Source organism: Pseudomonas sp. BT76 TE3572 (assembly GCF_050435365.1).
Lineage (GTDB): Bacteria > Pseudomonadota > Gammaproteobacteria > Pseudomonadales > Pseudomonadaceae > Aquipseudomonas > Aquipseudomonas fluorescens_W.
Window position 1 is genome coordinate 4208555 of the sequence record NZ_JBNDKE010000001.1, and the last position, 21828, is coordinate 4230382.

The window sequence follows — 21828 nt, forward strand, 5'->3', positions numbered from 1 at the left end:
TCCTTGATCGCCAGAAATCCGGCCTTTCTGCCTACAGCCTGCGATGCCCCCGAATGACAGAACGCTGGTTATAATGCGCGGCCTTTTGTGTCAGGCAACGTCTGATCATGACTGTAGGTGGCCGTTTTTTATTTTCATGGCACCGGCAGTAATTGTTCGATTTCACGGGTCAACGGGATACCTGTTGACCCAGGTAGCGGCGCAGGCCAGGCCGCTCAACCAGACTCGCCGAGCCCTTATCTCTGCGCCTGCGAGCCTGCTTTCACAATTTGTCAGGTGGTTTTATGGACAGCATCAACAGCCGCATCGCCGAGGAACTCGGCGTCCGCCCACAACAGGTCGAAGCGGCCGTCGCGCTACTCGATGAAGGCTCTACCGTTCCCTTCATCGCCCGTTACCGGAAAGAAGTGACCGGCAGCCTCGATGACATCCAGTTGCGTCATCTGGAAGAGCGTCTGCGCTACCTGCGAGAACTCGACGAACGGCGTATCAGCATCCTTGCCAGCATCCAGGAACAAGGCAAGCTGACCCCGCAACTTGAACGCGACATCAAACTCGCCGACACCAAAACCCGCCTCGAAGACTTGTACCTGCCGTACAAGCAGAAGCGCCGCACCAAGGGCCAGATCGCCCTGGAAGCCGGCCTCGGTGAGCTGGCCGACGGCCTGTTCAACGACCCGACCCTGACGCCAGACGCTGAAGCCGCGCGCTTCGTCGATGCCGAAAAAGGCGTCGCCGATGTGAAGGCGGCCCTCGAAGGCGCCAAATACATCCTGATGGAACGCTTCGCCGAAGACGCCGGCCTGCTGGACAAGCTGCGCAGCTACCTCAAGCAGGAAGCCACCCTCAGCGCCCGCGTCATCGCCGGCAAAGAAGAGGAAGGCGCCAAGTTCCGCGACTACTTCGAACACGATGAACCGCTGAAAAGCATGCCGTCGCACCGCGCGCTGGCGATTTTCCGTGGCCGCAACGAAGGCATTCTGAGTTCGGCGCTGAAAGTCGGCGACGAACTGCCGGGCACCATGCACCCGTGCGAAGGCATGATCGGTCAGCAGTTCGGCATCCAGAACCAGAACCGCGCCGCCGACAAATGGCTGGGCGAAGTGGTGCGCTGGACCTGGAAGGTCAAGCTCTACACCCACCTCGAAACCGACCTGCTGGGCGAACTGCGCGATGGCGCGGAAACCGAAGCGATCAACGTGTTCGCTCACAACCTGCACGACTTGCTGCTGTCGGCGCCGGCTGGCCCGCGCGCCACATTGGGTCTCGACCCGGGCCTGCGCACCGGTTGTAAGGTGGCCGTGGTCGATTCCACCGGCAAACTGCTGGATCACGCCACGGTTTACCCGCACGTGCCGCACAACAAATGGGACCAGACCATCGCGATTCTGGCTGCCCTGTGCGCCAAGCATGCGGTGGACCTGATCGCCATCGGCAACGGCACCGCCAGCCGGGAAACCGACAAACTGGCCGCTGAACTGATCAAAAAATACCCAGCCATGAAGATGACCAAAGTCATGGTCTCCGAAGCCGGTGCATCGGTTTACTCGGCGTCGGAACTGGCCTCGAAAGAATTCCCGGACCTCGACGTGTCGATCCGTGGCGCGGTGTCGATTGCCCGTCGCCTGCAGGATCCACTGGCTGAACTGGTGAAGATCGATCCGAAATCCATCGGCGTCGGCCAGTACCAGCACGACGTGTCGCAGCTGAAACTGGCGCGCGGCCTGGACGCCGTGGTCGAAGACTGCGTAAACGCCGTGGGCGTCGACGTGAACACCGCCTCCGTGGCGCTGCTGGCCCGCATCTCCGGCCTCAACGCGACCCTGGCGCAGAACATCGTCAGCCACCGCGACGAACACGGCGCGTTCAAAACCCGTGCGGCGTTGAAGAAAGTCGCTCGTTTGGGCGAGAAAACCTTCGAACAGGCCGCTGGCTTCCTGCGCGTCATGAACGGTGACAACCCGCTGGATTCGTCCGCGGTTCACCCGGAAGCCTATCCGCTGGTCCAGCGCATCGCCGCTGAGACCGACCGCGACATTCGCTCCCTGATCGGCGACGCCAGCTTCCTCAAGCGTCTTGATCCGAAAAAGTACACCGACGAAACCTTCGGTCTGCCAACGGTCACCGACATCCTGCAAGAGCTGGAAAAACCTGGCCGCGATCCACGTCCTGAATTCAAGACCGCCGAGTTCCAGGAAGGCGTCGAAGACCTCAAGGACCTTGAACTGGGCATGATCCTCGAAGGCGTGGTGACCAACGTGACCAACTTCGGTGCTTTCGTCGATATCGGCGTGCATCAGGACGGTTTGGTGCATATCTCCGCGCTTTCGGAGAAGTTCATCAAGGATCCGCGTGAAGCGGTGAAGGCTGGCGACGTGGTGAAAGTGAAGGTCATGGAAGTCGACATCCCGCGCAAACGCGTTGGCCTGTCGATGCGCATGAGCGACACCCCGGGCGAGAAAATCGACGGTGCCCGCGGTGCACGTCCGGGTTCGGCGCCACGCCAGTCCCAGAACACCGCACCGCGCAAGGAAACCACGGCGGCGGCCCCGGCCAATAACGCCATGGCTTCGCTGTTCGCCAACGCCAAGCAGTTGAAGAAACGCTGATGGACATCCCGGCGGGGCTGACCGAAAGCGCTTTTTTCAAGTTGCTGGGGTGTCGCTTGCACAGTCTGGAGGCCGGGGTGGCGCAAGTCGCCCTCGGGCTTGCACCAGAACTGCGCAATCGCGGCGGCAAGCTGCACGGCGGGGCCTTGTTCAGTCTGGTGGACATTGCCATGGGGCTGGCCTGTTCCAGCACCCATGGTTTTGACCAGCAGAGCGCAACCATCGAGTGCAAGATCAATTACATTCGCGCCGTCGCAGACGGTGAAGTGATGTGCACGGCGCGGGTGATTCACCCGGGCCGGCGCACGCTGGTGGTCGAAGCCGACGTGATGCAAGGCGACAAACTCGTCGCAAAAGCACAAGGCACCTTCGCTGTCCTATAGATGAATGCCATCAATTTGAGTTAATTTCGGCGCTGTGACCGTAGCGCCGAAATCCTCTGTAGGAGTGAGCCTGCTCGCGATTGCGGTGTGTCAGATGACTAAACGTTGGCTGACACTCCCTAATCGCGAGCAGGCTCACTCCTACAGGTGATTGCGGCGGCCGATCCTTTGCCGGCTGCCAGTAGTTTTTGCAGCTCAAAAACCAGGCGAAAACGCCAGTTTCAACTTCACCCTTGTAGACCGTCTTGCCCACCCCCATATTGGGGCGACTGACGCGTGAAGGAATCCAACTTGAGCGAACTTCTCAACCGCCGCCTGGCTCTGCTCGGCGAGCGCGCTAACCTCTCTCTGCTCGAACAGTGCCTTCACGGCATCGAACGTGAATGCCTGCGCGTGACCGGCGAAGGTCGCCTGGCGCAAACGCCGCACCCGGAAGAATTGGGTTCCGCGCTGACCAACGAACAAATCACCACCGACTATTCCGAGTCGCTGCTGGAGTTCATCACGCCCGCCCTGCCCGATCCGGCGGATACGCTGGCGAGTCTGGACAAGATCCACCGTTTTGCCTACAGCAAGCTCGGCAACGAGTACCTGTGGAGTCCATCGATGCCGTGCCCGTTGCCGGCCGAGGAAGACATTCCGATCGCCTATTACGGCACCTCCAACATCGGTCAGCTCAAGTACGTCTACCGCAAGGGCCTGGCCCTGCGCTACGGCAAGACCATGCAGTGCATCGCCGGGATTCACTACAACTTTTCCCTGCCGGAAAAGCTCTGGCCACTGCTTAGAGAGGCTGAAGGCTTTGTCGGCACCGACCGCGACTATCAGTCGTCGGCCTACATCGCACTGATCCGCAACTTCCGCCGCTACAGCTGGCTGCTGATGTACCTGTTCGGCGCCTCGCCTGCGCTGGACGCCGGTTTCCTGCGTGGCCGCTCGCACCAGTTGGAACAACTGGACCCGGACACCTTGTACCTGCCGTACGCCACCAGCCTGCGCATGAGTGATCTGGGTTACCAGAGCAACGCCCAGGCCGGTCTGACGCCTTGCTACAACGATCTGGCCAGCTACACCGACAGCCTGCGCAAAGCGGTCGCAACGCCTTACGCGCCGTACGTCGAAATCGGCACGCATCAGGACGGTGAGTGGGTTCAGCTCAACACCAACATCCTGCAGATCGAAAACGAGTACTACTCCAACATCCGCCCGAAACGCGTGACTTACACCGGCGAACGGCCGATTCAGGCGCTGGTGGCCCGTGGCATTCAGTACGTTGAAGTGCGTTGCCTGGACATCAACCCGTTCCTGCCAATGGGCATCGATCTGCCGGAGTCGCGGTTCCTCGACGCATTCCTGCTGTATTGCGCGCTGAACGACAGTCCGCTGCTGACCAACACCTCGTGCGGCAACGCGACCTCGAACTTCCTCAGTGTGGTCAAGGAAGGTCGTCGTCCGGGCCTGCAACTGCAACGCGACGGTCATCCGGTGGACCTGAAAGAGTGGGCCAGTGAGTTGCTGGAGAAGATTGCACCACTGGCGGCGATGCTGGATCAGAGTCATGGCGGCGATGCCCATAGCAAGGCGCTGGATGCGCAGCTGGCCAAGGTCAAGGACCCTTCGCTGACGCCATCGGCCCAGGTGCTGGTGGCGATGGCTGAGCACAAGGAGAGCTTTGCTCAGTTCTCCCTGCGTCAGAGCCAGGCACATGCGGAGTTTTTCCGCAGCGAGCCGCTTTCCAGTGAAGACCAGGCGAAATTTGAAGACCGGGCGCGTACCTCGCTGGCTGAGCAAGTGGAGCTGGAGCAGAACGAAGTCGGCGATTTCGATGTGTTTGTCGGGTCGTATCAGGCGAGTATTTTGGCGATCAGTAACTGACCTCAAGATCCACCCCTCACCCTAACCCTCTCCCCAGAGGGTAGAGGGGACTGACCGAGGTTTCTCACGTCATACATCGACCTGAAAGCCCGAGTCGAACTCAGGGTCTGAAAAGCATGAAGATCGACCCCCTTCCCCCTCTCCCCCGTGGGGAGAGGGCTGGGGTGAGGGGGCGACCCACCAGACTGCACACAATGGCAAAATCTCCACTACCCTCCTACCCATTCCTTAGAATTTTCCGCTCATAAGCTCATTCGAAAAAGTTATTTATTTTCGGATTCTTATATCATTTAGTCTCCTTTTCACGCCGACTCTCGGTCGCCTGACAAGGAGCTTCTCAATGAAACTGACTTTCCCCCTTCGCCTCCTGGCGGCCGCGTCTCTGGCTGCGGTGAGTTTCTTTGCCCAAGCGGCTGACGTCACCGTCGCCTACCAGACCACCGTAGACCCGGCGAAAGTTGCCCAAGCCGACGGCGCATACGAAAAAGCCACAAACGCCAAAATCGACTGGCGCAAATTCGACAACGGCGCCGACGTCATCGCCGCCATCGCTTCCGGCGACGTGCAGATCGGTTACCTCGGTTCCAGCCCCCTGACAGCGGCGATCACCCGCAAAGTCCCGGTAGAAACCTTTCTCATCGCCACGCAGATTGGCGCTGCTGAAGCCCTGGTGGCTCGCGACGGTTCCGGGATCAAAACCCCACAAGACCTGATCGGCAAGAAAATCGCCGTGCCGTTCGTGTCCACGGGTCACTACAGCCTGCTGGCCGCGCTGAAGCACTGGAACATCGATCCATCGAAAGTCACCGTCCTCAACCTTGCCCCGCCAGCCATCATTGCCGCGTGGAAACGCGGTGATATCGACGCCACTTACGTGTGGGACCCAGCCCTCGGCGTGGCCAAGGAAAACGGCAAAGTGCTGATCACCTCCGGTGAACTGGCCAAGTTCGGCGCGCCGACCTTTGATGCCTGGATCGTGCGTAAAGACTTCGCCGAGAAGCACCCGGAAATCGTCACCGCGTTCGCCAAAGTGACCCTCGATGCCTACGCCGACTACCGCAAAGATCCAAAAGCCTGGCTCGCCAACCCATCCAACGTCGACAAGCTGGTGAAACTCTCTGGCGCCAAGGCCAGCGACATTCCATTGCTGCTGCAAGGCAACGTCTTCCCGCTGGCGGCTGATCAGGTGATCACCCTCGGCGCGCCGACCACCAAGGCCATCACCGACACCGCCGCGTTCCTGAAAGAACAAGGCAAGGTTGAAGCCGTGCTGCCGGACTACGCCCCCTACGTCAGCGCCAAGTACATCACCAACTGATCGGAGTTAACCGCGATGGCTTTGCTTCAGCTGGAGCGCATCAGCGCACAGTACCCCGGCGCCGCCGAACCGGTACTGGCGGATATTTCCCTGAGTCTTGGGCCCCAGCAGTTGCTGGTCGCCCTCGGCCCGTCCGGCAGTGGCAAGACCTCGCTGTTGAACTTGATTGCCGGTTTCGTCGAGCCCAGCGCCGGGCGCATCACCCTCGATGGCGTGCCGGTCAAAGGCCCGAGCGCCGAGCGCGGCGTGGTGTTCCAGGATGATGCCCTTCTGCCTTGGCAGGACGTGCTGGCCAACGTCGGCTTCGGCCTGGAACTGGCCGGCATTGCGCGGGAAAAACGTGAACTGCGCGCTCGGGAAATGCTCGCTTTGGTGGATCTGTCCGGTTTCGAAAACCGTCGAATCTGGCAACTCTCGGGCGGCCAGAAGCAACGTGTCGGCCTGGCCCGCGCCCTTGCTGCTGACCCGCGCGTTTTGTTGATGGACGAACCCTTCGGCGCCCTCGATGCCTTCACCCGCGAACAAATGCAGGAGCTGTTGCTGCAAGTCTGGCAGCGCACCGCAAAACCGGTATTTCTGATTACTCACGACATCGAAGAAGCGGTGTTTCTCGCCACGGACCTGATTCTGCTGGCGCCGAATCCTGGGCAAATCGTCGAACGCCTGAGCCTGGATTTCGGTCAGCGTTACGCCGCCGGGGAGTCCGCTCGATCGATCAAATCCGACCCGCGCTTTATCGAAACCCGCGAACACGTGCTCGCCAAAGTGTTCTCCCAACGCAGCGCCGCCCAGCGGCAGGAGACCGTATGAGCAGCTATGAGATTCCGGCCGTCACGGTCAAACCGCACTCGATGGTGATTCCTGTTCGTCGCAGCCTCAGTACTCGCTGGATCAGTCTGCTGACACTCGTCGCACTCGTGGTTATCTGGTGGGCTGTCACCGCCACTGGAATGATCGAACCGCTGTTCCTGCCGCCACCTTCCGCCGTGCTGCAAAAAGGCTGGCTGCTGGTGACCACCGGCTACATGGATTCAACGTTGTGGCAGCACTTGGGCGCGAGTCTCAGCCGAATCGGTCTGGGCCTGGGATTCGCGGTGCTGACCGCCGTGCCCGTTGGAATCGCCATCGGCCACAACCGCATTGCTCGCGGCATTCTCGATCCGCTGATCGAGTTCTACCGCCCTATCCCACCGCTGGCTTATCTGCCGCTGATCGTGATCTGGTGCGGCATTGGTGAGCTGTCGAAAGTCTTGTTGATCTACCTGGCGATCTTCGCCCCGATCGCCATCGCTACGGCGACCGGCGTGCGTACCGTCGACCCGGCCAAATTGCGCGCGGCGCAGTCCTTGGGCGCGACCCGGGCGCAGTTGATTCGCCATGTGATTCTGCCGAGTGCGTTGCCGGACATTTTGACCGGTGTGCGGATTGGCCTGGGTGTGGGTTGGTCGACGCTGGTTGCCGCCGAACTGATCGCCGCCACCAGCGGTTTGGGCTTCATGGTGCAGTCGGCCGCGCAGTTCCTGGTCACCGATGTGGTGGTGCTGGGGATTCTGGTGATTGCGCTGATCGCCTTCGCCATGGAAATGGGCTTGCGCGCCCTGCAACGCAAACTGGTGCCGTGGCATGGCCAGGCGCACTGAAAAATCATCATGGGAAAAACCCTGTGGGAGTGAGCCTGCTCGCGATAGCGCAGTGTCAGGCGACATGGCAGTGGCTGATACACCGCTATCGCGAGCAGGCTCACTCCTACAAAAGCTCTACACCCCGGATTGAAGAGAAAGACCATGAGCAACCTGACCATCGTCCCCTTAAGCTACGCCCTCGGCGCACACATCAGCGGCGTCGACATCAGCCAGCCGCTGAACCTGGAACAGCGCGACGCTATCGAGCAGGCGCTGCTTGAGCATCAAGTGTTGTTCTTCCGCGATCAGCCGATCACACCGCAGCAGCAGGCACGTTTCGCCGCCAATTTCGGCGACCTGCACATTCACCCGATCTACCCGAATGTGCCGGAACAGCCGGAAGTGCTGATCCTCGACACCGCCGTCACCGACGTGCGCGACAACGCGATCTGGCACACCGACGTGACCTTCCTGCCGACGCCGGCCATGGGCGCGGTGCTCAGCGCCAAGTTGTTGCCGGAATTTGGTGGCGACACGCTGTGGGCCAGCGGTATCGCGGCGTATGAAGCGCTTTCGGTGCCGATGAAGAACTTGCTCGAAGGTCTGACGGCCACCCACGATTTCACTCGTTCGTTCCCGCTGGAGCGCTATGGCAACACGCCGCAAGCCTTGGCCCAGTGGGAAGAAGCGCGCCGGAAAAACCCGCCACTGTCACACCCGGTGATTCGCACTCACCCGGTGAGCGGACGCCGGTCGTTGTTCGTCAATGAAGGCTTCACGTCGAAGATCAATGAGCTGTCGGAAACCGAAAGCGAGGTGATTCTGAAGTTTCTGTTTGCCCACGCGACACGTCCGGAATTTACCATTCGCTGGCGCTGGCAGAAGGACGACGTGGCGTTTTGGGATAACCGCGTGACACAGCATTACGCCGTGGATGATTACCGGCCGGCTCGGCGCGTGATGCAGCGGGCGACGGTGTTGGGGGATGTGCCGTTTTTCAGGTGAGGCTTTTGTTCGTCTTGCCACCCACCCCTCACCCTAACCCTCCCGAAACGTCGGACCGCCCCAAGGGGTAGAGGGGACTGACCGCGGTATTCTTTCGAGCTACATCGACCTGAATGATCGAGTCGAACTCAGGTTTGAAAAGCATAAAGATCAGCCCCCTTTCCCCCTCTCCCCTCTGGGGAGAGGGCTGGGGTGAGGGGTGGATCTTGACCCACCCCTCGCCTGAGATCACTCCGCCGTCGAAGGCTTCTCCCAAAGATTAACCCCGCCCTCCTGGGCAAACCGGTCGATCTCCGCCAGCTCTTCAGCGCTAAAACTCAAATTCTTCAACGCCCCGACGTTCTCGATAATCTGCTCCGGCCGGCTCGCACCGATCAGCGCCGACGTCACGCGCGGATCGCGTAGCGTCCACGCCAAAGCCAACTGCGCCAGGCTCTGACCGCGACGCTTGGCGATCTCATTCAGCGCACGCACATGAGCGATGTTGGCTTCGGACAGGTGCGAGGACTGCAACGAACCACCGCCCGGACGATTAACCCGCGCATCCTTCGGAATGCCGTTGAGGTATTTGTCAGTCAACAGGCCCTGCGCCAGCGGCGTGAAAGCAATCACCCCAGTGCCGAGCTCGTCGGTGACATCCAGCAGGTCTTTTTCCACCCAACGATTGAGCAGGTTGTAAGCCGGTTGGTGAATCAGCAACGGGACTTTCCACTCTTTCAACAGCGCGGCCATTTCACGGGTTTTAACCCCCGAGTACGAGGAGATACCGATGTACAACGCCTTGCCCTGTTGCACCGCGGTGGCCAGTGCACTGGCGGTTTCTTCCAGCGGCGTGTCCGGGTCGAAGCGGTGGGAGTAGAAGATGTCCACGTAATCCAGGCCAAGGCGCTGCAGGCTCTGATCAAGGCTGGCCAGCACGTATTTGCGCGAACCGCCGCCCTGACCATAAGGTCCGGCCCACATGTCCCAACCGGCCTTACTGGAGATAATCAGCTCGTCGCGATACTGCTTGAAGTCTTCACGCAGCAAACGACCGAAATTGATCTCGGCGCTGCCATAAGGGGGGCCGTAGTTGTTGGCCAGGTCGAAATGATTGATGCCAAGATCAAACGCGGTACGCAGCAACGAACGCTGAGTGTCGATCGGCGTGCTGTCGCCGAAGTTGTGCCACAGGCCCAGAGACAGTGCCGGCAGCACCAACCCGCTGCGCCCAACGCGGCGGTAAGGGATAGAGTCGTAGCGGTTTTCGGCAGCGGTGTAGGTCATCGAATCCTCTCTTGTCTGTCTTGAAGTTGGTATCGACTGCTTCGCAAGTTGCCCAGCATACGCCCAGACAAACGCCGATAAACCTCGGACTCGAGGAAATGCTGAAACGTTTCACATATTTCATCTTTGCCGCCAGTTGATCGTTCCCACGCTCGACTCTGCGTAGGAGCGATCAACATTTACGCCGACAACTCACGCAGGGCAGCGGCAGCCAAAAAGCCAGACCTTGAGCTGTACCGCTGATCCCGCCTGACTGTTTGATCGATACGCTCAAGCAACTGCTCAGGCAGTGTGGCATTGAAGCGCACCGACTTGCCGAAGTAAGGCGTGATATCAAATTCGACCACCCCCCACACGCCGCCCGCGTAATCAGGGTTATCAAGATGAGCGTCGATCTCATGCACCTGCGGCAGTGGATCGCCATCGGCCACCAAGCCTTCGTAGTGCAACGACAGCGCTTCCTTCACGTTTTCAAATGCCTGCGCCACAGTACCGCCCGCGGAGAAACAACCCGGCACGTCCGGGATAATTACTCCGTATTCTGAGTCGGCATCCTTGTGCAGAACGACCGGGAATTTCATTTCGGTAAGTCCTTCCTGTGATGTGGCCCGCTCGGGGCTTTCATATCCGGTGTCGGGTCTCATTTCAGACCCGCCTGTTTCAATATGCTGTTGATCGTTCCTTTTGGAAGATCCGAGTCCGGGTGCTTTATCGTCACCCTCCCTAGTTTGCATGGATGTTTGTACTGATGATGGCTGCCTTTCACGGCCACCAGATACCAACCATCCTCCTCGATCATCCTGATCATTTCCCGACTTCGCATCACCTTCGTCCTTGTGGGCAGCATCTGCTGTGCACACTACGCGACGAAGCTTCACACCAATACACACCATACACACTCTGATAAATATTAGCCTATCGTGCAGAGGCCTGATTTGCCCTATGGACCAGCGGCTACCGCGCCCCCGCAAACACTTCCCCCAGCCAATCCACAAACACCCGAACCCGTGGCGACATGTGTCGGTTGTGCGGATACAACACCGAAACCGGCATCGGCGGTGGTGGCGTATCGATCAGGACTTCCTGCACCAAACCCTGGGAAATCTGCGTTTCCATTCGGTAATGCGGGCACTGGATCAGGCCCAACCCGGCAATCGCCGACGCCGCATAAATTTCTGCGCCGAACACTGAGAGCGCGCCATCGATAGCCACTTCCTTCAGCTCGCCATCAACCATGAATTCGAAGGGAAATAACTTGGCAGTCGTGCGCGAGACGTAGTTAACGGCACGATGATGTTTCAGGTCGTCGAGGCTTTTCGGTTCGCCATATTTGCGCAAGTACGCGGGGCTGGCGCAGGTGATTTGGCGCAGGTTGGCGACGCGGCGGCCGATCAGCGCGGAGTCGCCCAAGGTGCCTGCGCGCAGCACGCAGTCGACGCCTTCCGCGATCAGGTCGACAAAGCGGTCGGCCTCGCTGATGGACAGTTCGATGTCCGGGTAGCGCGCCATGAACTGCGGCAACGCCGGGATGACGAAGTGCTTGGCCAGCGTGCCGTGCAGATCCACGCGCAGCCGGCCCTTCGGCGCCACCCCGCGAAACGCCAGTTCAGCTTCTTCCAACTCTGCCAGCAACTGCACACAACGCAGGTAATACGCCTCGCCGTCCAGCGTAGGACGGACCTTACGAGTGCTTCGCTCCAGTAAACGCGTACCGAGCCAGGCTTCGAATTGATTCAGCGTGTGGGTCAGCGTCGCCCGCGGCAGGTTCAGGTCGTCGGCAGCCAGCGTGAAGCTGCTGCGCTCGTAGATCCGCACGAAAACCTTCATCGCTTTGACTTGATCCACGCGGGTCTCCTGGCGGTTGATTGTTGGCGATTATTGAACAGTCAAGGCAACTCTCGTGCATTTATCCGCCTGAGTAAACATGTGAATCTGGCTTCACCCCAAGCCATCCACTTCAAAGGAATCATCGCCATGACTAACCAAACTTCGAAAGTTGCCATCGTGACCGGCGCCTCCCGCGGCATCGGCGCGGTGATCGCCAAACAACTGGCCAACCAGGGTTTCTCCGTCGCCATCAACTACGCCAGCAGTGCCACCGAAGCTTCAAAACGGGTGGTCGAATTGCGTCAGGCCGGCCACCAGGCCATAGCGATCAAGGCGGATGTAGCGAACGCCGACGACGTACGCCGGATGTTCGACGAAACCGAAACGCAACTGGGCAAGGTCGATGTGCTGGTGAACAACGCCGGCATTCTCAACGTGATGCCGCTGGCGCAGCACACGGATGAGCTGTTCGACCAGACCTTCAACATCCACGCTCGCGGCACGTTCAACACCCTGCGTGAAGCCGCCACCCGCCTGAACACTGGCGGGCGGATCATCAACTTCTCCAGCAGCACTGTCGGCATGAACCTGCCGGGCTACGCGGTGTACATCGCCAGCAAAGCGGCGGTGGAATCCCTGACCCAGGTGTTCGCCAAGGAAATGCGCGGGCGCAACATCACCGTCAACGCCGTGGCCCCCGGCCCGGTGGCTACCGACCTGTTCCTGCACGGCAAAAGTGAAGAGCAGATTCAGACCTTCGCCAAGATGGCACCGCTGGAGCGTTTAGGTCAGCCGGAGGATATTGCCCGCGTGGTGTCGTTTCTGGTGGGACCGGATTCGGCTTGGGTCAACGGACAGATTCTGCGGGTCAATGGTGGGCTGGTTTAACTATGCTCAAACTGATACCGCAGTGACCCCAATCGCGAGCAAGCTCGCTCCCACAGGGGATCTCCTTTGAACAAATATTTTGTGAACAACCGAGAACCCTGTGGGAGCGGGCTTGCTCGCGAAGGCGGCTTTACAGGCAGCACACATCTAAAGGGCGGAACGCACCATGCACACCACCATCATCATCACCTTCGGCCTGATCCTGCTGGCGTTGATGTTGTTCATCGGCGACAAAATCGGCTTTAGCCAACAGACGCTGACCTACAGCTTCGTGGTCCTGTGGCTGGCGCTGACGTTGATCAACGGTGCAGTTGGCATGGTCACTGCCGGTCAGTCACTGAGTTCGGAATTGATGATCGGCACGGTGGTGTTCAGTGTGCCGGTGGCGGCGCTGGTGCTGTACATGGTGTTGAGCGCCGAGACCTGAAAAAGGCCCGGCGCCACCGGTTCTCGATCAGCGCACCAAATGCAAAAACTGCAGGTGCCGTTCGTACTGATCAAGGATGTCGTTGATGATCTGGTCCTTGGTGTAACCCACCAGATCGTAATCCTGACTGCCCTCGCTCAAATGCACTTCGGCCCGGTAATAACGACGGTTATTGAGTTCCTTGGAACCCATGCCGCCACGGGCGAAGGACGGCGTGAAGTAGCCGCGCATCTGCACCTGATAAATGAACGGAGACTCCTCGCCATGACCGATTTCCAGGCTGACGTTGTCGTTGGCCGGGTCCGGCTGAGTGACCACGTTCAAGCCCTTCTCGACGAACACCGCCGAGACTTCTTCAATCGCCGGGCGCACCGTCGTATCGAGGAAGCGATAGACCTCATCCCGTGACGGGAAATGCACGGCCTGACTCAGGCGTTGACGCCAGCCGCCACGCCGCGATCCGGACACCGGCGCCAGGGAATGCAGTTGCGCGATCTGCTTCTGCGACTCCAGGTAGAACGCCTTGTGCAGCCCCCACATCATCAGCAGCAAGATCATCGAGAACGGCAACGAGGTCAGCACCACCGCGGACTTCAGCGCATCGATACTGCCGGAGAACAGCAGCGCACTGGTCACCAAAGCAGTCATTGCGCCCCAGAACACTCGCAGCCATTTCGGCCCGTCTTCATCGGGATTGCCGCCCTTGGCGGACAGTGTCGACAGCACCACCGTGCCGGAGTCGGCAGACGTCACGAAGAACACGAAGCTGATGAACACCGTAACCGCGATGACGGTTTTGCTCCACGGGTAGGTTTCCAGCAGCAAGTAGAGGGTCATCGACGGGTTGTCGATGGCCGACATGCCGAGCGCGCTCATGCCGTGATTGAGGACTTGATCGATGGCGCTGTTGCCGAAGATCGACATCCACGCCAGGGTGAAGCCGAGCGGAATCAACAGCACGCCGAAGACGAATTCGCGGATGGTCCGGCCACGGGAGATCCGTGCGATGAACAGGCCCACGAACGGCGACCATGCGATCCACCAGGCCCAGTAGAACACCGTCCAGCCGCCCAGCCAGTCGCTCGGTTTGTCGTAGGCGTACAGGTCGAAACTCTTCATCGGCAAGGCGCCGAGGTAGTCGCCGATGTTCTGGATCAGGGTGTTGAGCAAGTGCTGAGTCGGGCCGGCGAACAGCACGAACAGCAACAACGCACAGGCCAGCAGCATGTTGATGTCGGACATCACGCGCACGCCTTTATCGACGCCAGACACCGCGACGATGATCGCCGCGCCCATCATCAACGTGATCAGGCCGACCTGAATCCACTGGGTGTGGGCGATGCCGAACAGGTAGTCCAGACCCGAGTTGAGGTGCAACACGCCAAAGCCCATGTCGGCACCGAGGCCAAACACCGTGGCGATGATGCCGAAGCCGTCCACCGCGTAACCGATGGGGCCGTTGATGCGCTTGCCGATCAGCGGATAGAGCGCCGAACGCAGGGCCAATGGCAGGTTATGTCGATAAGCGAAGTAAGCCAGCGCCATGCCGACAAAGGCGAACACGCCCCAGCCGTGCAGGCCCCAGTGCAGAAACAGAATCTGCATCGCCTGACGCGCGGCATCCGCCGTACCGGCCTCGCCTTGCGGCGGTTGCGCCAAATGGGTCAGCGGTTCGGACACGCAAAAGAAGAACAGCGTGATGCTGATCCCGGCGGCGAATAGCATGCCGGCCCAGGACAGGTAACTGAATTCGGGTTCGTCGTGGTCGGCACCGAGCTTGATCTTGCCGTAGCCGGACAAGGCGGTGACCACCACGAAGACCAGATACAGGGTCATCGCGAGCATGTAGTACCAGCCGACCGTGTTGGCCGCCCAGTTTTGCGCTTGCAGAAGCCAGGCGCCGGCCTTTTCAGGCATGGCGATGACGATGATGCCGAACAGCAAAATGAACGTCGCCGAGAAGTAAAACACCGGCGGATTCATGCGGACCTGACCGCTGGCGGGGGTGGGCGATGCACTCATGAAAGGTGCACCTCGAGGGGGTAAAACAGGGCAATCAATAACGGACTCGGCAAAGGCAAGCCTCCTGTTGTGAGCGGGCAGCAAACCGACGGTTTAACTTGAATGAGCGTTCAAGTTAAACATGAATAGGGTGCTAAGGACTAATCGCAAGGCTCGGCGGTACTGTTCGTACGCTAGCTCAAGGATGGGTATGACGCGGGGTTGGGGGAATTCGTTCAGTGAAAATTGGCGGAATGCCATTATCTCCGTACAGATCTGAGATCCACCCCTCACCCTAACCCTCTCCCCAAAGGGGCGAGGGGACTGACCGAGGTGTTTGGTAGACATTCTGCGACCTGAAATCCCGAGTCGAACTCAGGATTAGAAAAGCATGGAGATCGACCCCCTTTCCCCCTCTCCCCTATGGGGAGAGGGCTGGGGTGAGGGGTGACTCTTAGATCAGACAAAAATCCATCGACCGCCCTACTTCTGCGTCCCATCATCATGCTGCAGATTCGCCTGAGTCAGGTTGCTCCCCGCCGGCACGCTGCGGGTCAGCCAGACATTACCGCCAATGGTCGAGCCCTTGCCGATGGTGATCCGCCCCAGAATCGTCGCACCGGCATAGATCACCACGTCATCCTCGACAATCGGATGTCGCGGTTGCCCCTTCTGCAACTGACCGTCTTCATCCGCCGGGAAGCGCTTGGCGCCCAACGTCACGGCCTGATAAATCCGCACACGCTCGCCGATGATGGCGGTCTCGCCGATCACCACACCCGTCCCGTGATCGATGAAGAAGCTGCGGCCAATCTGCGCGCCAGGGTGAATGTCGATGCCGGTAGCCGAGTGAGCGATTTCCGCGCTGATCCGTGCCAGCAGCGGCAAGCCGGCCCTGTACAAATGATGGGCCAGGCGATGGTGAATCACCGCCAGAATCCCCGGATAGCACAGCAACACTTCATCGACACTGCGAGCCGCCGGATCGCCGTGATAGGCCGCCAGCACGTCGGTGTCGAGCAGACTGCGCAGCCCCGGCAATGCGAGGGCGAAGTCCTGAATGATCTGAATCGTCTTGGCTTCGACTTCAGTGTCGGCCTGGGCACTGTGGCGAGCGGCGTAGCGCAATTCGAGTCGCGCCTGTGCCAGCAACGCGTTCAACGCAACGTCCAGCGTGTGGCCGACGTAGAAGTCTTCACTCTCCTCGCGCAAATCCACCGGACCGAGGCGCATCGGGAACAACGCACCACAGAGGGCTTCGAGAATCTCTGCCATGGCCGCTCGGGAAGGCAACTCGCGACCGCCCTGTTCGGTGCTGGCGCGGCCATTTTGTAGCCGCCACTGATCACGCGCCGTGCGCAGTTGGCTGACGATGGTCTGCAGTTGCCAATGACTGGAACGCTCGCTCACGGTAAAAACTCCTCACGGGCGGCCGGACTGTCTGGCCGCGTTAACCGCGATTACTTTACGGCATGGTCTGGAAGCCGAATTAAGAACCGATTGTGCTGTGCTCAGCACTTTTTGGCATAAGGCCGATTGGCAGTTGCCCCGCTAAATGGGCGTGCCTATAGTCCTGTCATCTCCCTCCGCCAGTACGGACCCCATGATCAAACAACAGCTTGCCCGCTTTAACCGCCTCGACCTGCTCGGTCATCCTACCGCCCTGGAAAAACTCGAACGCCTGTCGACCTGGTTGGGCCGCGATGTGTACGTCAAGCGTGATGACCTGACGCCGCTGGCGATGGGCGGCAACAAGCTGCGCAAACTCGAATACCTGGCGGCCGATGCGCTGGCACAAGGCGCCGACACCTTGATTACCGCTGGCGCGCTTCAGTCCAACCACGTGCGCCAGACTGCCGCCATTGCGGCCAGGCTTGGCCTGGGCTGCGTAGCCCTGCTGGAAAATCCCCTGGGCACCGACGACGCCAACTATGTCGGTAACGGCAATCGACTGTTGCTGGACCTGTTCGACGCCAAGGTCGAGTTGGTGGAGAACCTCGACAATGCCGACGAGCAATTGCAGGCGCTGGCCGACCGTCTACGTAACAACGGCAAGAAGCCATATCTGGTGCCGATTGGGGGCTCCAATGCGTTGGGCGCTTTGGGTTATGTGCGTGCCGGGCTGGAATTGGCCGAGCAGATCAAGGACACCGGGCTGACATTCGCGGCCGTGGTTCTGGCTTCGGGCAGTGCCGGGACCCATAGCGGTCTGGCGTTGGCGTTGAGTGAAGCACTGCCGGATTTGCCAGTGATTGGTGTCACGGTTTCTCGCAGCGATGAAGACCAACGCCCGAAAGTCCAAGGCCTGGCTGAGCGCACTGCCGAGCTGCTGGGCGTGAGCCTGCCAGCGAGTTTCAAGGTCGAGTTGTGGGACGAGTATTTCGGCCCGCGCTACGGTGAACCGAATGCCGGGACGTTGGCCGCCGTGAAGCTGGTGGCGAGTCAGGAAGGTTTGTTGCTGGACCCGGTCTACACTGGCAAGGCCATGGCCGGGTTGCTCGATGGCATCGGTCGTCAGCGTTTCAACGACGGCCCGATCATCTTCCTGCATACCGGCGGGGCGCCGGCGTTGTTTGCCTATACAAGTTTTTTGTAAGGATCGAAGATCAAAAGATCGCAGCCTGCGGCAGCTCCTACATTGATCGGCGTTAACCCGGAATTTGCGCCGGGCATGATCCATGTAGGAGCTGCCGCAGGCTGCGATCTTTTCGAAGGCAACTTATATTCTAAAAAAGAATAACAAAGTTTATATTTATTATTTTCCAATCTAAAAGCGCCATCATATAGTCACGCCGCAGGCGAATTTGCAGCGAGACGCATACGATGCTTTAGGGCAGGATATTGCAGTCGTTCAAATCCCGAATTTGCCAACATTCCTAAAAGCGTCTTCATAAGAAAACACAGGGGCTTGTCATGAATTTTTCCGCACTACGACGAAATCTGCTGGTAGGTTCGCTGGGCCTGGCGCTGAGCGCCGGCCTGTTGGGGCAAGCGGTTGCCGGTGAGCAGCTGCAAAAAATCAAAGACGCTGGCGTGATCAACGTTGGCCTGGAAGGTACTTACCCACCGTTCAGTTTCGTCGACGCCGACGGCAAACTGGCCGGCTTCGAAGTCGAGTTCTCCGAAGCCCTGGCCAAAGAGCTGGGCGTGAAGGTCAAACTGCAACCGACCAAATGGGACGGCATCCTCGCGGCGCTGGAATCCAAACGTCTGGACGCCGTGATCAACCAGGTGACCATCTCCGACGAGCGCAAAAAGAAGTATGACTTCTCCGAGCCGTACACCGTTTCCGGGATTCAGGCGCTGACCCTGACCAAGAACAAAGACACCATCAAGACCGCCGCCGATCTGGCCGGCAAGAAAGTAGGCGTAGGTCTGGGCACCAACTACGAGCAGTGGGTGAAAGAGAATGTGCCTAAGGCTGACATTCGCACCTACGAAGATGATCCGACCAAGTTCCAGGATCTGCGCGTCGGCCGCATCGACGCCATTCTGATCGACCGCCTCGCCGCGCTGGAATACGCCAAGAAGGCCAAGGACACTGCCGCCGCCGGCGAAGCGTTCTCCCGCCAGGAAGCCGGTATCGCCCTGCGCAAAGGCGAGCCTGAGTTGCTGGCAGCAGTGAACAAGGCCATCGACAAGCTGCGTGCCGACGGTACGCTGAAAAAGCTTTCGGAAAAATACTTCAGCGCTGACGTCACTCAATAATGGAAGAAGCTTTCCAACTCGCGCTGGATTCCGCGCCCTTCCTGCTGAAGGGCGCGTACTACACGGTGATCTTGAGCCTGGGCGGGATGTTCTTCGGCCTGGTGATGGGCTTCGGCCTGGCATTGATGCGCCTGTCGCGCTTCAAACTGGTGAGCTGGATTGCCCGCATCTACGTGTCGTTCTTTCGCGGCACGCCGTTGCTGGTGCAACTGTTCGTGATCTATTACGGCTTGCCGCAATTGGGCATCGAACTTGATCCGCTGCCGGCGGCCCTGATCGGCTTCTCGCTGAACATGGCGGCCTATGCCTGCGAAATCCTCCGCGCCGCGATCAGCTCCATCGAGCGCGGTCAGTGGGAAGCCGCCGCGAGTATCGGCATGACCCGCGCGCAGACCCTGCGCCGGGCCATCCTGCCGCAAGCGATGCGCACGGCTCTGCCACCGCTGGGCAACAGCTTCATTTCGCTGGTGAAGGACACCGCGCTGGCAGCCACTATTCAGGTGCCGGAACTGTTCCGTCAGGCGCAGCTGATTACCGCCCGTACCTTTGAAATTTTCACCATGTACCTTGCCGCCGCGCTGATCTACTGGATTTTGGCCACGGTGCTTTCGCACCTGCAGAACCAGTTGGAAGCACGGGTCAATCGGCACGACCTGGAGTCCTGACCCAATGATTGTCGTGGAAAAACTGACAAAGCAGTTCAAGGGTCAAGTGGTGCTCAACGGCATTGATCTGCAAGTGAAGGAAGGCGAGGTGGTGGCGATCATCGGGCCTAGCGGCTCGGGTAAAACCACGTTCCTGCGTTGCCTGAATTTTCTGGAAGAACCCACCAGCGGCCGGATCAAGGTCGGTGACATCGAGATCGATGGCAGTCGTCCATTGAACCAGCAGCAAGGCCTGGTGCGACGTTTACGCCAACACGTGGGCTTCGTGTTCCAGAACTTCAACCTGTTCCCTCATCGCACCGCTCTGGAAAACGTTATCGAAGGCCCGATCATCGTAAAGAAGATCCCGCACGCCGAAGCCGTTGCCCTGGGTAAAAAGTTGTTGGCCCGGGTGGGTCTGGCGGGCAAGGAAGACGCTTACCCGCGACGCCTGTCCGGTGGTCAGCAACAGCGTGTGGCGATTGCCCGCGCGCTGGCGATGGAGCCGGAAGTGATTTTGTTCGACGAACCCACCTCAGCCCTCGACCCGGAGCTGGTGGGTGAAGTGCTGGCGACCATCCGCAGCCTCGCCGAAGAGCGACGCACCATGGTCATCGTCACCCACGAAATGGGCTTTGCCCGGGACGTGGCGAACCGCGTGGTGTTTTTCGACAAAGGTGTGATCGTCGAACAAGGCGAAGCCAAGGCGCTGTTTGCCAATCCGAAAGAAGAGCGGACGAAACAGTTTCTCAGCAAGTTTCTTAATAACGCCCACAACTGAAACATTGCCTCACTACTTGTTAACTTCCATGGATGGAAGTGACAACCATCCCTGCTAACAAAACCTCTCGATATATTCTCTTCTCTTATTTATCTATCCGAACAATAGATAATTTTTTATTGCTGCGTGCGGTACATATATATGTCCTGCAACAGAATAACCTCGCCTAAAATCCGCCAAACCCAGCGCCCTCATCGACCCGGCCTTCGCCGTCAGCAACGCGCTGAAAGCCCGTAAAACAACGCCAAGTTCGACAGAGCGGTGCAGCTTATTAACTTCAACTCGTAGGATTTTTCTGAATAACACTAGATACCCTACTTAACTAGCCAACTCTATTGACACCTATTGAAGCGCACTCTTATCTAGTCTCAACAGGCGTTTAACCTTGCACTCGTTCATTATTTAATTTCGCAAATAGTGCACAGTTTTGTTGCTCGATAATTCACGCCTTTAGAACTTTCAGAAACGGACTTTCGCTGCAAGGCTTCAAGGAGATCCCCATGACAAGCACTTCGAACAAACCCGAACTTGCGGCCCCGACCCTGGCGCAATCCCACAAGACCTGCATCAACATCACCTCGGCGACGCACCTGCTGATCGATGTGGCGCCCTACTCCGGCATGGACGAAGGCGACCTGATCGAACTGTTCTGGGACAACTGCTACGTGGCCTCCAGAGTGCTGACGGCCGACGATGTCGGTCAACCGGTCCAACTGCGTGTGCCCGAGAGCTTCATTGCCAATGGCACCTCACGCATTCACTACCGGATCATGCAGATCGGGCAAGGGCCAACCCTTTCAGCCGCCAGACGGGTGCAGATCAAACTCGACTGCCCCGGCGGCCAACCGTCTGCGCTGTGCGGCGATGAAAACCAGGGGCTGGAGCCCGTAAACATCCCCGAAACCATTCGCCGTCAGGGGGTCAATCCGAACCAGATCAAGCGCGGCGTTCCGTTGACCATCGAGCCTTACCTGAACATGGCCGCCGACGACGAAATCACCCTGCGCTGGGGCGATGTGCGCATGGATCTGCCACGACTCAAGGCCGGCGATGTCGGCCAGCCGATCCAGGTCTGGGTGCCCCCGGCGATCATTCTCGAAGCCGGCGAAGACCTGCGGCTGGAAGTGACTTACTGCATCCTCGACCGGGTGGGTAACAACTCCCGCTGGGCACCACCGCGCAGGCTGAAGATCGGTTGCGCCAATCCGTATTTGAAGGCCCGGCCAAAAGAGATACTCATGGCCGCCGAACCCCGCCTGGACTGAGGGTTTTCTGTGGCGAGGGAGCTTGCTCCCGCTGGGGTGCGAAGCGCCCCCCAAACCCGTGATCGTGTGCTTTCAGTCAAAGCATGGTGACAAATTGGCGACTGCTGCGCAGTCGAGCGGGAGCAAGCTCCCTCGCCACAGGGTCTGCGCTAACCAACCTTCTATGCATATTCCTAAAAGTTAGTTTATTTATTTTTTATACATGCTTA

The 21828-nt window shown here is 59.2% G+C and carries 20 protein-coding genes; 14 read left to right on the top strand and 6 right to left on the bottom strand.

The window, feature by feature from the left end; all coding sequences use genetic code 11:
* The first annotated feature begins 284 nt into the window (after window positions 1–284).
* From ABH912_RS19075 to tauD, 7 genes are all read left to right on the top strand, one after another.
* Window positions 285–2609: a Tex family protein gene (locus ABH912_RS19075; protein ID WP_033058447.1), complete on the top strand. Its 2325-nt coding sequence runs from the start codon at window positions 285–287 to the stop codon at window positions 2607–2609.
* Window positions 2609–2992 carry a PaaI family thioesterase gene (locus tag ABH912_RS19080; protein ID WP_050482828.1) on the top strand — a complete coding sequence of 128 codons (384 nt, stop codon included), beginning with the start codon at window positions 2609–2611 and terminating at the stop codon, window positions 2990–2992. The genes ABH912_RS19075 and ABH912_RS19080 overlap by 1 nt, the downstream gene beginning before the upstream one ends.
* A 291-nt stretch (window positions 2993–3283) precedes the next feature.
* Window positions 3284–4867, top strand: a complete 1584-nt coding sequence (gene gshA, locus ABH912_RS19085; RefSeq protein WP_429511381.1) for a glutamate--cysteine ligase — start codon at window positions 3284–3286, stop codon at window positions 4865–4867.
* Window positions 4868–5207: 340 nt separating this feature from the next.
* Window positions 5208–6185: a taurine ABC transporter substrate-binding protein gene (gene tauA, locus ABH912_RS19090; protein ID WP_033058451.1), complete on the top strand. Its 978-nt coding sequence runs from the start codon at window positions 5208–5210 to the stop codon at window positions 6183–6185.
* A 15-nt stretch (window positions 6186–6200) separates the two neighbouring features.
* A complete protein-coding gene (gene tauB / locus ABH912_RS19095; RefSeq protein ID WP_056745614.1) occupies window positions 6201–6995 on the top strand; it encodes a taurine ABC transporter ATP-binding subunit in 795 nt (264 codons plus the stop codon).
* On the top strand, window positions 6992–7825 hold the full coding sequence (gene tauC / locus ABH912_RS19100) for a taurine ABC transporter permease TauC (RefSeq protein ID WP_429511382.1): 834 nt from the start codon (window positions 6992–6994) through the stop codon (window positions 7823–7825). The genes tauB and tauC overlap by 4 nt, the downstream gene beginning before the upstream one ends.
* Window positions 7826–7969: 144 nt before the next feature.
* Window positions 7970–8812 (top strand): taurine dioxygenase, encoded by an 843-nt coding sequence (gene tauD, locus ABH912_RS19105; RefSeq protein ID WP_429511383.1) that lies wholly within the window; start codon window positions 7970–7972, stop codon window positions 8810–8812.
* 228 nt (window positions 8813–9040) lie between these two features.
* On the opposite strand, the gene mgrA is transcribed toward tauD, so the two are convergent.
* The 4 genes from mgrA to ABH912_RS19125 form a co-directional block, all read right to left on the bottom strand.
* The gene (mgrA, locus tag ABH912_RS19110; protein ID WP_033058461.1) at window positions 9041–10078 is read right to left on the bottom strand and encodes an L-glyceraldehyde 3-phosphate reductase; all 1038 of its coding nucleotides are present in this window, start codon (window positions 10076–10078) and stop codon (window positions 9041–9043) included.
* 179 nt (window positions 10079–10257) lie between these two features.
* Entirely contained in the window at window positions 10258–10722 is a 465-nt protein-coding gene (locus ABH912_RS19115) for a type II toxin-antitoxin system HicB family antitoxin (protein ID WP_192409809.1), read from the bottom strand.
* Entirely contained in the window at window positions 10719–10901 is a 183-nt protein-coding gene (locus ABH912_RS19120) for a type II toxin-antitoxin system HicA family toxin (RefSeq protein WP_033058467.1), read from the bottom strand. Before ABH912_RS19120 ends, ABH912_RS19115 begins: the two co-directional genes overlap by 4 nt.
* Before the next feature lie 131 nt (window positions 10902–11032).
* A complete protein-coding gene (locus ABH912_RS19125; RefSeq protein WP_033058470.1) occupies window positions 11033–11923 on the bottom strand; it encodes a LysR family transcriptional regulator in 891 nt (296 codons plus the stop codon).
* Window positions 11924–12052: 129 nt separating this feature from the next.
* Here ABH912_RS19125 and ABH912_RS19130 point away from each other — a divergent pair, with 129 nt between their 5' ends.
* Both ABH912_RS19130 and ABH912_RS19135 read left to right on the top strand, forming a co-directional pair.
* On the top strand, window positions 12053–12793 hold the full coding sequence (locus ABH912_RS19130) for an SDR family oxidoreductase (protein ID WP_429511384.1): 741 nt from the start codon (window positions 12053–12055) through the stop codon (window positions 12791–12793).
* Between the two features lie 166 nt (window positions 12794–12959).
* The gene (locus ABH912_RS19135; RefSeq protein ID WP_033058475.1) at window positions 12960–13220 is read left to right on the top strand and encodes a hypothetical protein; all 261 of its coding nucleotides are present in this window, start codon (window positions 12960–12962) and stop codon (window positions 13218–13220) included.
* Window positions 13221–13247: 27 nt separating this feature from the next.
* Here the strand turns inward: ABH912_RS19135 and betT are convergent, their stop codons facing one another.
* Window positions 13248–15203 carry a choline transporter BetT gene (betT, locus tag ABH912_RS19140; RefSeq protein WP_429513130.1) on the bottom strand — a complete coding sequence of 652 codons (1956 nt, stop codon included), beginning with the start codon at window positions 15201–15203 and terminating at the stop codon, window positions 13248–13250.
* Between the two features lie 501 nt (window positions 15204–15704).
* Window positions 15705–16631, bottom strand: coding sequence for a serine O-acetyltransferase EpsC (gene epsC, locus ABH912_RS19145; protein WP_033058482.1), 927 nt, complete (start codon window positions 16629–16631; stop codon window positions 15705–15707).
* Window positions 16632–16824: 193 nt separating this feature from the next.
* On the opposite strand from epsC, the gene ABH912_RS19150 reads away from it, so the two are divergent.
* From ABH912_RS19150 to ABH912_RS19170, 5 genes are all read left to right on the top strand, one after another.
* Window positions 16825–17817: a D-cysteine desulfhydrase gene (locus ABH912_RS19150; RefSeq protein ID WP_429511385.1), complete on the top strand. Its 993-nt coding sequence runs from the start codon at window positions 16825–16827 to the stop codon at window positions 17815–17817.
* Between the two features lie 317 nt (window positions 17818–18134).
* Window positions 18135–18929 (top strand): cystine ABC transporter substrate-binding protein, encoded by a 795-nt coding sequence (tcyJ, locus tag ABH912_RS19155; protein ID WP_429511386.1) that lies wholly within the window; start codon window positions 18135–18137, stop codon window positions 18927–18929.
* On the top strand, window positions 18929–19594 hold the full coding sequence (gene tcyL / locus ABH912_RS19160; RefSeq protein ID WP_033058489.1) for a cystine ABC transporter permease: 666 nt from the start codon (window positions 18929–18931) through the stop codon (window positions 19592–19594). Before tcyJ ends, tcyL begins: the two co-directional genes overlap by 1 nt.
* 4 nt (window positions 19595–19598) lie before the next feature.
* Window positions 19599–20354 (top strand): L-cystine ABC transporter ATP-binding protein TcyN, encoded by a 756-nt coding sequence (tcyN, locus tag ABH912_RS19165; RefSeq protein ID WP_033058492.1) that lies wholly within the window; start codon window positions 19599–19601, stop codon window positions 20352–20354.
* Between the two features lie 500 nt (window positions 20355–20854).
* Window positions 20855–21619, top strand: coding sequence for a hypothetical protein (locus tag ABH912_RS19170; protein ID WP_033058495.1), 765 nt, complete (start codon window positions 20855–20857; stop codon window positions 21617–21619).
* The last annotated feature ends 209 nt before the right edge of the window (window positions 21620–21828 follow it).